At 53.0% G+C, this 12730-nt stretch carries 14 protein-coding genes and 3 tRNA genes; 12 read left to right on the top strand and 5 right to left on the bottom strand.

The features are described 5' to 3' along the window. Positions 1 to 39: 39 nt before the first annotated feature. A complete protein-coding gene (locus tag HUO07_RS01130) occupies positions 40 to 1611 on the top strand; it encodes a SpoVR family protein (RefSeq protein WP_176302027.1) in 1572 nt (523 codons plus the stop codon). 111 nt (positions 1612 to 1722) lie between these two features. Here the strand turns inward: HUO07_RS01130 and HUO07_RS01135 are convergent, their stop codons facing one another. Further along, positions 1723 to 2037 (bottom strand): high-potential iron-sulfur protein, encoded by a 315-nt coding sequence (locus HUO07_RS01135; protein ID WP_008958974.1) that lies wholly within the window; start codon positions 2035 to 2037, stop codon positions 1723 to 1725. Between the two features lie 266 nt (positions 2038 to 2303). On the opposite strand from HUO07_RS01135, the gene HUO07_RS01140 reads away from it, so the two are divergent. Beyond that, positions 2304 to 2579, top strand: a complete 276-nt coding sequence (locus tag HUO07_RS01140) for an Lrp/AsnC family transcriptional regulator (protein WP_008958975.1) — start codon at positions 2304 to 2306, stop codon at positions 2577 to 2579. 89 nt (positions 2580 to 2668) lie between these two features. After that, positions 2669 to 3529 (top strand): DNA/RNA non-specific endonuclease, encoded by an 861-nt coding sequence (locus tag HUO07_RS01145; RefSeq protein WP_176302065.1) that lies wholly within the window; start codon positions 2669 to 2671, stop codon positions 3527 to 3529. 124 nt (positions 3530 to 3653) lie between these two features. Here HUO07_RS01145 and HUO07_RS01150 read toward each other — a convergent pair. The 3 genes from HUO07_RS01150 to HUO07_RS01160 form a co-directional block, all read right to left on the bottom strand. After that, positions 3654 to 3740: transfer RNA gene (locus tag HUO07_RS01150), tRNA-Leu, on the bottom strand. A 44-nt stretch (positions 3741 to 3784) separates the two neighbouring features. Beyond that, a tRNA-Leu gene (locus HUO07_RS01155) sits at positions 3785 to 3871 on the bottom strand. 95 nt (positions 3872 to 3966) lie between these two features. Beyond that, positions 3967 to 4053: transfer RNA gene (locus tag HUO07_RS01160), tRNA-Leu, on the bottom strand. A 249-nt stretch (positions 4054 to 4302) separates the two neighbouring features. Between HUO07_RS01160 and rnr the strand changes: the two genes are divergently transcribed. The 9 genes from rnr to HUO07_RS01205 all read left to right on the top strand — a co-directional run bounded on the left by rnr (position 4303) and on the right by HUO07_RS01205 (position 12290). Continuing rightward, on the top strand, positions 4303 to 6720 hold the full coding sequence (rnr, locus tag HUO07_RS01165; RefSeq protein WP_176302028.1) for a ribonuclease R: 2418 nt from the start codon (positions 4303 to 4305) through the stop codon (positions 6718 to 6720). A 2-nt stretch (positions 6721 to 6722) separates the two neighbouring features. Then, on the top strand, positions 6723 to 7508 hold the full coding sequence (gene rlmB / locus HUO07_RS01170) for a 23S rRNA (guanosine(2251)-2'-O)-methyltransferase RlmB (RefSeq protein WP_101147805.1): 786 nt from the start codon (positions 6723 to 6725) through the stop codon (positions 7506 to 7508). 235 nt (positions 7509 to 7743) lie between these two features. Beyond that, entirely contained in the window at positions 7744 to 8118 is a 375-nt protein-coding gene (rpsF, locus tag HUO07_RS01175) for a 30S ribosomal protein S6 (protein WP_176302029.1), read from the top strand. Between the two features lie 33 nt (positions 8119 to 8151). After that, positions 8152 to 8379: a 30S ribosomal protein S18 gene (rpsR, locus tag HUO07_RS01180; RefSeq protein WP_008958980.1), complete on the top strand. Its 228-nt coding sequence runs from the start codon at positions 8152 to 8154 to the stop codon at positions 8377 to 8379. A gap of 12 nt (positions 8380 to 8391) precedes the next feature. Then, on the top strand, positions 8392 to 9243 hold the full coding sequence (locus HUO07_RS01185; protein ID WP_176302066.1) for a hypothetical protein: 852 nt from the start codon (positions 8392 to 8394) through the stop codon (positions 9241 to 9243). Between the two features lie 15 nt (positions 9244 to 9258). Continuing rightward, the gene (gene rplI / locus HUO07_RS01190) at positions 9259 to 9705 is read left to right on the top strand and encodes a 50S ribosomal protein L9 (RefSeq protein ID WP_035584127.1); all 447 of its coding nucleotides are present in this window, start codon (positions 9259 to 9261) and stop codon (positions 9703 to 9705) included. Between the two features lie 223 nt (positions 9706 to 9928). Then, the gene (dnaB, locus tag HUO07_RS01195) at positions 9929 to 11317 is read left to right on the top strand and encodes a replicative DNA helicase (protein WP_176302030.1); all 1389 of its coding nucleotides are present in this window, start codon (positions 9929 to 9931) and stop codon (positions 11315 to 11317) included. 123 nt (positions 11318 to 11440) lie between these two features. Beyond that, positions 11441 to 11734 (top strand): hypothetical protein, encoded by a 294-nt coding sequence (locus HUO07_RS01200; protein WP_008958984.1) that lies wholly within the window; start codon positions 11441 to 11443, stop codon positions 11732 to 11734. A gap of 253 nt (positions 11735 to 11987) precedes the next feature. Then, the gene (locus HUO07_RS01205) at positions 11988 to 12290 is read left to right on the top strand and encodes a DUF6482 family protein (protein WP_008958985.1); all 303 of its coding nucleotides are present in this window, start codon (positions 11988 to 11990) and stop codon (positions 12288 to 12290) included. A gap of 37 nt (positions 12291 to 12327) precedes the next feature. On the opposite strand, the gene HUO07_RS01210 is transcribed toward HUO07_RS01205, so the two are convergent. Further along, positions 12328 to 12726: a thiol-disulfide oxidoreductase DCC family protein gene (locus HUO07_RS01210; protein WP_176302031.1), complete on the bottom strand. Its 399-nt coding sequence runs from the start codon at positions 12724 to 12726 to the stop codon at positions 12328 to 12330. Positions 12727 to 12730: the final 4 nt, after the last annotated feature.

The raw sequence follows: 12730 nt of genomic DNA on the forward strand, positions 1-12730 counted from the left end.
TGTATAGAGGCTAGTGACCGTGTAATAGAGGAGTGGGCTATGAGTGCGACCCGCAAGCGCAAGCCGATTGCCACCGGCTCCGATTGGAACTTCAACCTGCTGGAGCGCTTCGATGCGGAGCTGGCAAGGCTCGCTGATGAGTATCGTCTGGATACTTATCCCAATCAGATAGAAGTGATCACCACGGAGCAAATGATGGATGCCTACGCCAGCGTGGGCATGCCGGTGGGCTACCACCACTGGTCATTCGGAAAGCAGTTTCTAGCCGTTGAAGGGGCTTACAAGCGTGGCCAGATGGGTCTGGCTTATGAGCTGGTCATTAACTCTGACCCTTGTATTGCCTACTTGATGGAGGAGAACACGCTGATGATGCAGGTGTTGGTGATGGCCCACGCCTGCTACGGTCATAACTCCTTTTTTAAAGGTAACTACCTGTTCCGTACTTGGACGGATGCCTCTTCTATTGTCGATTACTTGGTGTTTGCACGTAAGTATATCGCCCAGTGCGAAGAGCGCCACGGCGTGCAGGCTGTCGAGCAGCTGCTGGATGCTTGTCATGCACTGCAAAACTACGGTGTTGACCGCTACAAGCGCCCCTCACCGATTTCTGCAGAAGAGGAGGCGAAGCGTCAGGATGAGCGGGAAGCCTATCTACAAACCCAGGTTAATATGCTCTGGCGAACCATTCCCGAACCGCTCACTGGGGAGTCTTCGCTGCCGGGAAGTTTGCACAATGCCAATGACGATGACCCGTTAGGCTTACATAGCGGCGGGCTTTATCCTTCAGAGCCGCAGGAAAATCTGCTCTATTTTATTGAGAAAAACGCCCCGTTGCTGGCGCCTTGGCAGCGTGAGATTGTGCGAATTGTGCGCAAGCTGGCGCAGTATTTTTATCCCCAGCGGCAAACGCAGGTGATGAATGAGGGCTGGGCGTGCTTCTGGCACTACACGTTAATGAATCGACTCTACGACGACGGCAATGTCGATGAAGGGCTGATGCTGGAGTTTTTGCAGTCTCACGCCGCTGTAATTAATCAGCCAGCCTTTGATAGCCCTCACTTTAGTGGGATTAACCCTTATGCGCTTGGTTTCGCGATTTTTATGGATATTAAGCGCATCTGCGAAAACCCTACCGACGAGGATCGTGAGTGGTTTCCAGATGTGGCGGGCACACCGTGGCGGGAAACGGTGGAGTTTGCGATGCGCAACTTTAAGGACGAGTCGTTTATTCAGCAGTTTCTGTCGCCGAAGGTGATGCGCGACCATAAGCTGTTTTTAGTGGTGGATGATGATCAGTTAGAGGCCCTTGAAGTAGCGGCGATACATAACGAACAGGGCTATCGTCAGGTTCGTGAAGCGCTCGCGACGCAGTATGCGCTCTCTGTTCGCGAGCCCAATATTCAAGTGGTCGAGGCAGCGATTCGTGGGGACCGCTCATTGACGCTTCATCATGTACAGGATAATCGCCGCCCGCTGGGGCGCAGCGTCTATCCTGTTATTCGCCATCTACAGCAGCTATGGGGTTTTCCGGTTCATCTGGTCTCAATGGAAGAGGGGCAAGTGACGCGGCGTTTTCACTGGCCGGTTGAAGATGACAACCATGCTTCTTAAACGCTTTTCTGCGTAAGCCAGCTTTTTAAAGTAGCCTTTAAAAAACGACTACCCCGCGCAAAGCGCGGGGTAGTTATTAGTACAGCAGTATCCGCGTTAAACGGCAGCTGTTTAGGCTTGTGCAGTCCAAGACTGACACCAGCCCGCAGGCTCAACACTGTTCTCAGGAAACAGCTGGCAACCTTGTGTCTCTGCATTGAAGAACATGCAGTTATCGCAGCGCTCGCCCTCTTCATAAGCAGGGTGGTCGCTTGCTTCACTGGCGTCTTCGACGTAGTTAAGCGCTTGGGCGTTGCTTGAGGAAGGATCAAGACGCGGCAGCTCTTGAGCGAAAGCAGTCTTGGAAAGAATGCCTGCACCCAGCGGAAGGGCAGCGAGCCCTAACATGCTGTTGCGCATGAAGTCACGACGGCTCTTATTAGCCATGATTTCTCCTTATCGTCACGGTCTGACGTTTGGTCACGGTTGTCGGGTGGTGATCCACCTCTATTAGTGCTCCGAATAAACTTATAAGTCGGGGTTCTCTCTTACATGCTAGCGGATGTGCAAAGCTTGTGCGAATGCCGTGAGATGTACAGCGACAATTGGTCACGCTATTGCTGGGTGCTGCGTTCGCTTCCTAGTCGCTGCTATACTCTGCGCAGCTTAAAGACGACTTTTTGTTGCCATTATTTTCTCTTGAGGGGCACGCCATGCAAAACGCAGTCATTTTAATCAATACCGATAAAGGCCAAGTGAAAGCCGTGGCCGAGCGCTTAGCTGATGTAGAAGGCATTAGTGAAGTTTATTCTACCTGTGGCCGCTACGACTTGGTGGCGATTGCCCGTACTCGCGATTTTGAAAGCTTGGCTGAGCTGGTAACGGAGCGCTTAAATGCCGTAGAAGGTATCAGCGATACAGAAACCCTGAATGCCATGCAGGTGCACTCCCGCCACGATCTTGAAACGATGTTTTCACTAGGCTGGTAATTGGGGCCGCGTTTATCGCCACGATGGTAGTAGCTTTAAGCGAGATAAAACGATAGGCGCTCGTCAGCGCTAACCAGGGAGTAAGAGTGTTGGGAACATCGCTTTCGAGCTGGCGTCGGCAGGGGCGACGCTTGGGTATTGCCGTGCTGTTTGTTGCTGTTGGTACGGGGCTGTGGGAATTTCAAGAGCGCCAGCATAAAGATGCTTATACGTGGATGGGAGTGCCTACCTGGGAGGAGTTTCGTCCTACTACGATTCACCGTGTATTGCGCAACGACGGCTATTTAGTTGGCTGGTCTGATGTGCGGGTTAATCCGCTATGGGTAAGCTATCAGGTTGAAGCGATAGACGATTCAAGCATTGGTTCCCGGCCAAATTTTCAAGCTGATTGGCGCACACTGTGGCCGGTAGGCACGGATAGCTACGCAGGCAGCGGTTACGATCGAGGCCATCTGGCGCCCAATTACGCAATTGCTGCCGTGCACGGGCGCAGCGCTCAAGTCGATACTTTTTTAATGAGTAATATGACCCCGCAACGCCCCCAGCTCAATCGGCAGCTGTGGCAGCGTTTAGAAGAAGTCGTTATGGATCACTTTGCGCCGCGCTTTGATCGTTTGCAGGTGATTACTGGGCCGGTATTTCCTGAACGCTTTATGGATAACGTGTTTAATCGGGTAGGCCTGGTTGAAGTGCCCGAAGCGTTTTATAAGATCATAGTCGCCCCGCACAATGAAGCGCCATTAGCGTTGGCGTTTATTATGCCGCAAGACGTACGTGGCAATGAGCCGCTGGATGATTACTTGGTAACCATTGACGATATAGAAGCACGCACTGGGCTTAACTTCTTCCCAGAGTTAACGACCGAAGTAGAGTCAGTGCTGGAGGGAGAGTTACGTATACAGGGATGGGCACTTGAAGAAGTGGCACGACGCCCAGGGCGTTTTCAGTAAAGAGGAGGTGCTTTGAGAAAGGTACAGTGCTTGAGAAAGGTACGGTGCTTTAAGAAAAGCGAGTAAAACGGAGAGGATTAAAAGAGGAAAACAAATAATGATGCGGACTGGCCCATGTAACTCATGGTGCCCAGGAGAGGACTTGAACCTCCACGTCCATACGGACACTAGCACCTGAAGCTAGCGCGTCTACCAATTCCGCCACCTGGGCGCATCATCTAACGCTTAAATTATCTACTATCGTTTGTGCTCATATGGTGCCCAGGAGAGGACTTGAACCTCCACGTCCATACAGACACTAGCACCTGAAGCTAGCGCGTCTACCAATTCCGCCACCTGGGCGAACACAAACTTGTTGCTACTTACGTTGACTGGCTTATTGCCTTTACTTGCTTAGCACTGAACTGCGTATACAAAAAGATAGTATAAAAGCAGTTTGGTGCCCAGAAGAGGACTTGAACCTCCACGTCCATACGGACACTAGCACCTGAAGCTAGCGCGTCTACCAATTCCGCCATCTGGGCAAGTGGCGCGTATAATACCGGGGTGATGGTTAAATGCAAGACCCCTTATGCGCTTTTTATAAAGCTAATTGTATAAACAACGTCTAAGACGGTTGGGTGATTGAACGTGCAGCGCTATACTGCGCCTATGACTAAACAAAATCCTATTCATTTCAGCTTTTCAAACACTGAAATATCCCGCCCGCAACGCACTGCGTATGCGCTTTTTTTATGCCTCTCGCAAATGACGCCATTAAGGATGTTGCTCGTATGAAGTATTGGACGTTAAGTGATGATCCGCACGCCGAGCGCGAGGCGCATAAATATGGTAATCCAGCGCCGAGCCGGGAGTATTTGCTTGCTGCCTTAGAAACGTATGGCAAGCCGATTACCCATGAAAATATGAGCCGCCTGCTGGGTCTGGAAGACGAAGAGCTGATCGAAGCTGTCCGTCGCCGTTTGGCGGCGATGGAGCGCGATGGGCAAGTGCTGCGTGATCGTCGGGGCGCCTATGCGTTAATCGACAAGCTCGATCTGATCAAAGGCAAAGTGCTGGGGCACCGCGATGGATTTGGCTTCCTCTTGCGGGATGATGGCAAAAAGCCGGACTTGGTATTGCCGCCGCGCCAAATGCGACGTGTTTTTCACGGCGACCATGTGTTGGCACGCGTTAGCGGTCGTGATCGCCGTGGCCGTGATGAGGCGACGATTGCCGAAGTGATTGCACGTAACACCCAAACCATCGTTGGTGTTTACCGTAGCAATACCCCTGAGTTTGGCATTCTAATACCGGAAAATCCGCGCATTACTCAGGAAGTGATTATTCCGCATAGCGCCTGTGGTGGCGCTAAAGATGGCCAGGTGATCTCGGCCAAGATCGTTCAGCAGCCAGCCACCCGTGTACAGCCGGTAGGTGAGGTGATTGAAGTGCTGGGTGAGCGTATGGATCCCGGCATGGAAATTGATATTGCGATTCGCAGTTACGATATTCCTGCAGAGTTTCCGCCTGAAGTGCTCGACCAAATTTCTGGCATTTCAGCTGAAGTGCTGGAAGAAGACAAGCAGCACCGCGTTGACCTGCGTGATATACCGCTGGTTACCATCGACGATGAGTCTGCCAAAGACTTCGATGATGCGGTGTGCGCGTGGAAAACCAAATCCGGCAGTTGGAAACTGCTCGTCGCGATCGCGGACGTTTCCCACTATGTGCGTCCCGGCACGCCGTTGGATAATGAAGGCCGCACGCGGGGTAACTCGGTCTATTTCCCTGGTCAAGTGGTTCCCATGCTGCCGGAGCTATTGTCCAACGGGCTCTGTTCGCTGAACCCCCACGTGGATCGTCTGGTGCTGGTGTGCGAGATGAATATTTCGCAAACTGGTGCGATTAGCCGCTACCGTTTCTACGAAGCCGTCATGAACTCTCACGCTCGCCTTACCTATAACAAGGTGGCGGCAATTCTTGATGAGAAGAGCGAAGAGGGCGAGGCGCTACGTACAGAGCACAGCGAGCTAGTGAAGCCGCTGAAAAATCTGGAAGAGCTTTACTACTTGTTGCGTGAAGCGCGCGCTGAACGTGGTGCGATCGATTTTGACACCACTGAAACGGCGATCATCTTTAATGATGAGCGTAAAATCGAGAAAATCGTTCCGCGTAGCCGAAACAACGCGCACAAATTAATTGAAGAGTGCATGTTGGCAGCCAACGTGGCGACTGCACGCTTCCTGGATAAGCATGACCTGCCAGCGCTTTATCGTATTCACGAACGGCCGACACCTGAGCGGCTTGATAAACTGCGCCTGTTCCTGAACGAGTTAGGCCTTGCAGTCGGCGGCGGCGACATGCCCACTCCGCAAGACTATCAGGCACTTCGTGAATCGATTGCCGACCGCCCTGACTTCGATATCATTCAGACGGTCATGCTGCGCTCAATGAATCAGGCGGTCTATTCTCCGCAAAACGAAGGTCACTTTGGGTTGGCCTACCAGGCCTACGCCCACTTTACCTCGCCGATCCGCCGCTATCCTGATCTGCTGGTTCACCGCGCTATTCGTTCGGTGATCCGCGGGCCGCGCCAGACCAATACTGTGCTGCGCGTTGAAGGATCTCCGGTTGAGCCGCCGAGTAAGTGGTGCCCGTACACTTTCGAGCAGATGCTTGAGCTGGGTGAACACTGCTCGATGACTGAGCGTCGCGCCGATGAAGCCACCCGTGATGTCGAGAGCTGGCTGAAATGCGAGTTCATGTCCGACAAACTGGGCGAAATGTTCGAAGGAACTATTGCTTCCGTCACTCAGTTCGGTCTGTTTGTGCGTTTGGATGAGTTCTTTGTGGAAGGCTTGGTTCACGTGACGTCGCTGCCTTCGGATTACTACCACTACGAAGCTGAGAAGCACCGCCTCAAAGGTGAGCGTACGGGTACGACCTACCGTTTGGGCGATGGTCTTACCGTTCAAGTGGCGCGGGTCGATATGGATGACCGCAAGATCGACTTCGGCCTGGGGGATGAAAAACCCCGCCCACGCCGCCAGCCGCGTAAGAAGCGCGGTGGGGAAGGGGGCGCTGGTGCCAAAACAGGTGGCGCTAAAGCCTCTGGTGACAAACCGTCCAGTAGCGATAAGCCCGCTACGCGTCGCGGCCCACGCCGCACACGAAACGGCCCACGCAAACCATCACCGAATAAGGGCTGAGCATGAAGTCAGCGTCTTCACGGCGGGGTCCCAAGACCCCTGATGGGCTAGATCAGGTATATGGGGTTCATGCACTGCAAAGCCTGCTAGACAGAGGTGAAGCGCCTCGAGAACTGTGGGTGCAGCAGGGGGCGGGAAGCCGCTTGAAAGAGTTGGTCGCCCACGCTCAGTCGCATGGCGCTCGTGTCAAAGAGCAGCCGCGCGATTTGCTTGACCAGCTAACCCAGGGAGCTGCCCACCAAGGGGTAGTCGCGTTTTGTCCGCCGCTAACTCCCGAGGGCGAGGAGTCGCTCTGGCTTAAGCTGCGTGCTTGGCCTTCGAATACCCCGCCGCTGTTGCTGATTTTGGATGGAGTGACGGATGTGCATAACTTCGGTGCCTGTCTGCGCAGCGCGGATGCCGCCGGAGCGCATGGGGTGATCGTGGCGAAAGACAAGGCTGCACCGCTCAATGCCACCGTGCGTAAAGTCGCCTGTGGCGCCGCCGAGGTAGTGCCGGTTTATCAAGTAACGAATTTGGCGCGTACGCTTGCCAAGCTAAAAGATGCCGGTGTCTGGATAACCGGCACGGCAGGTGAGGCTGAGGCCAGTGTCTTTGATATTGACATGACTGGCCCTACTGCCCTGGTGATGGGTGCAGAAGGTAAAGGCATGCGGCGGTTAACTCGCGAGGCGTGCGATAACCTTGCCAAGTTGCCGATGGCTGGGGAGGTTTCTAGCCTCAATGTGTCAGTGGCTACCGGTATCTGCTTGTTTGAAGCTGTTCGCCAGCGCCAGCTTGCAAGTTAACCGCCGTACTACTAAGATACACGCGCCCGTTTGTCTGCAAGCGGGCGTTAGCTGTGAGAATTAGTAATTGAAACTGTCTTTGAAAACAGTTGTTGAAATAAAAGTTCTGTTTGATGCCCCGGAAGCCGTTTAATGCGGTGGCGGAGCACTTCAGTTAACTCCTTGCTTCCTTGTCGTCGTTTATTGCCTTTAGCAGTAGCACACAACGGAAGCTGTCAAACCGCAAGGAGATCCCATGCGTCATTACGAAATCGTGTTTATGGTCCACCCGGATCAAAGCGAGCAGGTGCCGGCGATGGTTGAGCGCTACACCAGCATCGTTACTGAAAACAGCGGCACTGTGCACCGTCTAGAAGATTGGGGCCGTCGTCACTTGGCTTACCCGATCAACAAGATCCACAAAGCCCACTACGTGCTGATGAATGTTGAATGTAACGGCGAAACTCTCGATGAAATCGAGAATATCTTCCGTTACAACGACGCCATTATCCGCAGCCTGGTTGTTCGCTGCAAAGAAGCTGTTACTGAAGCTTCCCCGATGATGAAGCCGGCAGAAGAAAAACGTCCGCGTCGCGAAGAAAAACCGCGGGCTGAAGAAGAAACTGCCTGATTTTATTCACTGCACGTTTTAAGGAGCTAGTCCATGGCACGTTTTTTCCGTCGCCGTAAGTTTTGCCGCTTCACTGCTGAAGGCATCAAGCAGATCGATTACAAAGATCTGGACACGCTGAAGGCTTACATCACCGAAACCGGCAAGATCGTTCCAAGCCGTATTACCGGCACCAAAGCACGCTATCAGCGTCAGTTGGCGACTGCTATCAAGCGCTCGCGTTATCTGGCACTGCTGCCCTACTCCGATAGCCACCAGTAAGCGTTTAACGTGATGCTGGCACTAGCCCGATGGCTGATGCGGGGCACGCCTTACGCTGCAGGCGGGGCGGCCCTGGCAACGCTAGTGCCTTGGCTGTTCTGGTTAGGGGCAGCCATCGCAGCGTTGGTGACTCTACGCAAAGGTTTTGCACCTGCGCTGCCAGTCATTGTCGCTGCAGCACTGCCGGCTGGCTGGTGGTGGGCACAGGGAGACGTCATTCCGCTTGCTAGCATACTGCTGGTAACGCTGATGGCTGTTATCCTGCGCGAGAGGATGCGTTGGGGTGAAACGTTGATTGTGGGGACCTTGGTCGCCGCTGTCATGGTTCAGCTTGGCATCTTCAGCCCACCAGGCGGCACAGAGTTAATGCTTGAGCAGTTGCGGGAAGGTTCAGAAGAAGTGGACCGCATGCTCACGGAATTCGCCAATCAGGGCTACGATACCCAAACCATCGCCGCGCTAGTGGTGGGTGGGGTTACCGGGCTCGTCGTACTGTTGGCAGCAATAGTGTGTTTAGCGCTTGCGCGTAGCTGGCAAGCTGGGTTGTATAACCCAGGTGGCTTTCGCGAAGAGTTTCATGCATTACGCTTAACACCCAAGGAGCTGGCCGTATTGGTCGTCATTGGAGTGATAGGCATGCTGCTGGGCGCACACGCGCTGGCGATGCTTGGTTGGATTCCGCTGTTGGTAGCTGGCGTTGCGTTAGTGCATGGGTTTATTGGAATAAAGGGGATGAACGGGCTGTGGCTGGTAGCATTTTATGTGCTACTGATCACGACCTGGCCCACGATTCTCATTGTGCTGCTGTTGGGGCTGATTGATACATTCGCGAACGTTCGCGCACGCCTTGCCCGCAGCAACTGACAAGAGGTTTACGAGATGGAAGTCATTCTGCTCGACAACATTGGTAAGCTGGGCGGCCTGGGTGACAAAGTCACCGTTAAGCCTGGTTATGGTCGTAACTACTTGGTGCCTTACGGCTTAGCCGTACCTGCCACCAAAGACAACATCGAAGCGTTTGAAGCACAGCGTGCTGAGCTCGAAGCGCAAGCCGCTGAGCGCAAGGCAGAAGCCGAAGCGCGCGCTGAGCAGTTGAACGACATCGAGCTGTCTTTGGTTTCCAAAGCAGGCGACGAAGGCAAGCTGTTCGGTTCTATTGGTCCGCGTGACCTGGCTGACGCCATTTCCTCTGCTGGCATCGATGTTGCCAAGAGCGAAGTGCGTATGCCGACAGGGCCGATTCGCCAAACTGGCGAATACGATATCGCTATTCACTTGCACGCTGAAGTGGATGCGGTTGTACGCGTAGTGGTAGTTGCAGAGTAATTAAGTACGAAGTAAGTACCGAGTAAGTATTAAGTGCTCGGTCGCTCACTGTACTAGCACGTACGCCTCAAAAGGCGCGGGGAAACCCGCGCCTTTTGTTATTTCTGACACCTGTGCTGCAAGACGGTAGTGCTTTGGCTGTGATGTCGGTAGTCGAACGTCCTCGCTCCGGCTAAGATACCTCTCTTCATTGGCTACGCTGTAGTGTTTAAAGGAGCTCGCTATGCAGGACCAGCCTTCTGCTGATAAAGAAACGGCAGCGCTAAAACTGCCGCCGCACTCACTGGAGGCGGAGCAGTCGGTATTAGGCGGGCTAATGCTGGATAACCAAGCCTGGGATAACGTCTCAGAACGCTTGGTGGCGGATGATTTCTACCGTTATGAGCACCGTTTAGTGTTCAACGTGATGATTCATCTGGCTGAATCCGGTCAGCCATTAGACGTGGTAACGCTTTCCGAAGCGCTGGAAGCGCGTGATCATTTGGATACGGTCGGTGGGTTGGCGTTTTTGGCCGAGCTCGCGCGTAATACGCCCTCTGCCAGTAATATTCGCGCCTACGCCGATATCGTGCGTGAGCGGGCAACGCTGCGTAAATTGATTCGTGCGGCTAACCAAATCGCCGATAGCGCTTTTTCCCCACAAGGGCGCCCGGCGGATGAGTTGCTCAATGAAGCGGAACGGTTAGTGTTCCAGATTGCCGAGGAGCGTCCTAAAACCGGCGGTCCTATCGGCATGAGCGATCTGCTGACCAAAGCCGTTGATCGCATTGATGAGCTGTTTAACCTGAAAGGTGAGATGACCGGTCTTTCCACTGGTTTCCGTGACCTGGACGAGATGACCACTGGTCTTCAGCCATCGGATATGGTGGTGATTGCAGGTCGACCCTCCATGGGTAAAACCACCTTCGCGATGAACCTGGTGGAGCATGCGGTTATTTCCAGCGACAAGCCGGTCATGGTGTTCTCTATGGAGATGCCCGCCGAGTCCCTGATGCTGAGGATGCTGTCATCGCTGGGTAGAATTGACCAAACCCGTGTACGTACCGGGCAGTTGGAAGATGAGGATTGGCCGCGCTTAACCTCCGCCGTCAACCTGCTCAAAGACAAACAGCTGTTTATTGATGATACCGCGGCCTTATCGCCTAATGAGATGCGCTCACGGTTGCGCCGGGTGGTGCGTGAGCATGGCAATATTGCACTGGTGATGATCGATTACCTTCAATTAATGCAGATCCCCGGCTTTAGCGAAAACCGCACCGGTGAAATTTCCGAGATTTCGCGCTCATTGAAGGGCTTGGCGAAAGAGTTTAATTGTCCAGTAGTGGCACTTTCCCAGTTGAACCGTTCGTTGGAGCAGCGTCCCAACAAGCGTCCTGTTATGTCGGATTTACGTGAGTCGGGCGCCATTGAGCAGGACGCGGACGTGATTGCCTTCGTTTATCGCGATGAAGTCTATAATCCAGATAACCCTGATAACCAAGGTATCGCGGAGTTAATTATTGGTAAGCAGCGTAACGGCCCGATTGGTACCGTTCACATGGCGTTTATCGGTAAATATACTCGCTTTGAAGATTTGGCCCCGGATAGCTACGGTCAAGCATTCGGCGACTAGGTTTTTACAGGCTGGTTTGGGAAGACCGGCTAGTAAAGACAGCTTTGTGATGAGTCACTTGAGGATGGGGAGCGAGCTCGTATAATGCCCCACCCACGATATGCAAATAAACGGGAGTAGCAAATGGCAGGTGGATTTCGGCGCGGTAATCGGCAGCGTCTTCCTAAGCTAGAAGGTCGCGGTGAGCTTGAAGCACTGGAGCGTGAAGGGCCTTTCAAAGAGTGGTTAGGTATGCCAGACCTTTATCGCTACCATTTGGTCGTAGAGGGAGAAAAGTATAGCTATCAAACCGAAGATGGAGAGCTGCCCGTTAAGGTGGGGGATAAGGTCGTGTTTCGCTACAAAGAGACCAAAGGTGGCAACTGGATTGACCGTAATTCACTTGGCAAAGCCATTGACCCTTCTGAATATCAGTGACATAACGAATTCTTGGCGTATCGGTCAGGAACTCTTTTATGCGGTTGACCTCCTAATAGCGGAAATAGCAGCTTCAACATTCGTGCTGAAAAACACTTGTTGTATAACCAGTCGTCATGCGTCTATCTTTTAATGGACGTCACAACACTGCAACAACAGGGCAACAGAAACGTCATAGGGTGCAGTCATGCTGTGCCCTGATGCCATATCTGATGGCATACTTGATGACATAGACAAATAACAGGAGGGAACCATGGAACTGAAGGATCTTAAGCAGTTTGTCGCCAGCCACGACAACTTTGAAATTCGCGTGATTACCCATTCGGGTAGCCGTTTTTATCAAGTTGAGCTGGAAGATGTTGAAGGCGAGCGCCATATGCTGATGCAGCGTTCTAAGCCAATGCTATTTCGCTCGCTGGATGATGCCTATATGGAACTCAAACGGGCTGGCATTCACCGCGCTTACTTAGTACAGCACGTGCCGCACGATGAAGTAATTGGTCGTGACGCTCATTACAGCGAGCCGCTTACATCGCGTATGCCGTTAGTATTTTAAGTTTACGCGCTAACCCAAACGCTTCACGTATAAATCGTTAACCCTTAGCTTTACGCTTTTCCCACCACCGCCCGATTCGTATTCGACGACGGGCAAAATAACGGTAACCGGCATTCATCACGCCGCGTACACCCGGTAAGCATGAAATCTTTACCAGCCGCCGGTAGCCCAACACTGCATAAAGGGCACGGCTGGCATCCATCCCGATATACCACTCTCCTTGGCTATCTTTTAGATGTAGTTGGCCCATCATCGCATTAAATTCCTGCCCGTACGCCTGAGCGTTAAAGTCACTGGCCTGGATATCTACCAGTGCGATGAGTTCCTGGTGACGATGCTTTTTAAGCCATGCGACTTCTTGCTGACAAAAAGGGCAGTGGCCGTCATGAAACAGTGTGACAGGGGGCGATGCCTTCAGTGGTGAGTAGCGGCTCATCGTT

Origin of the sequence: Vreelandella maris, from assembly GCF_013371085.1 — a bacterium.
GTDB lineage: Bacteria > Pseudomonadota > Gammaproteobacteria > Pseudomonadales > Halomonadaceae > Vreelandella > Vreelandella maris.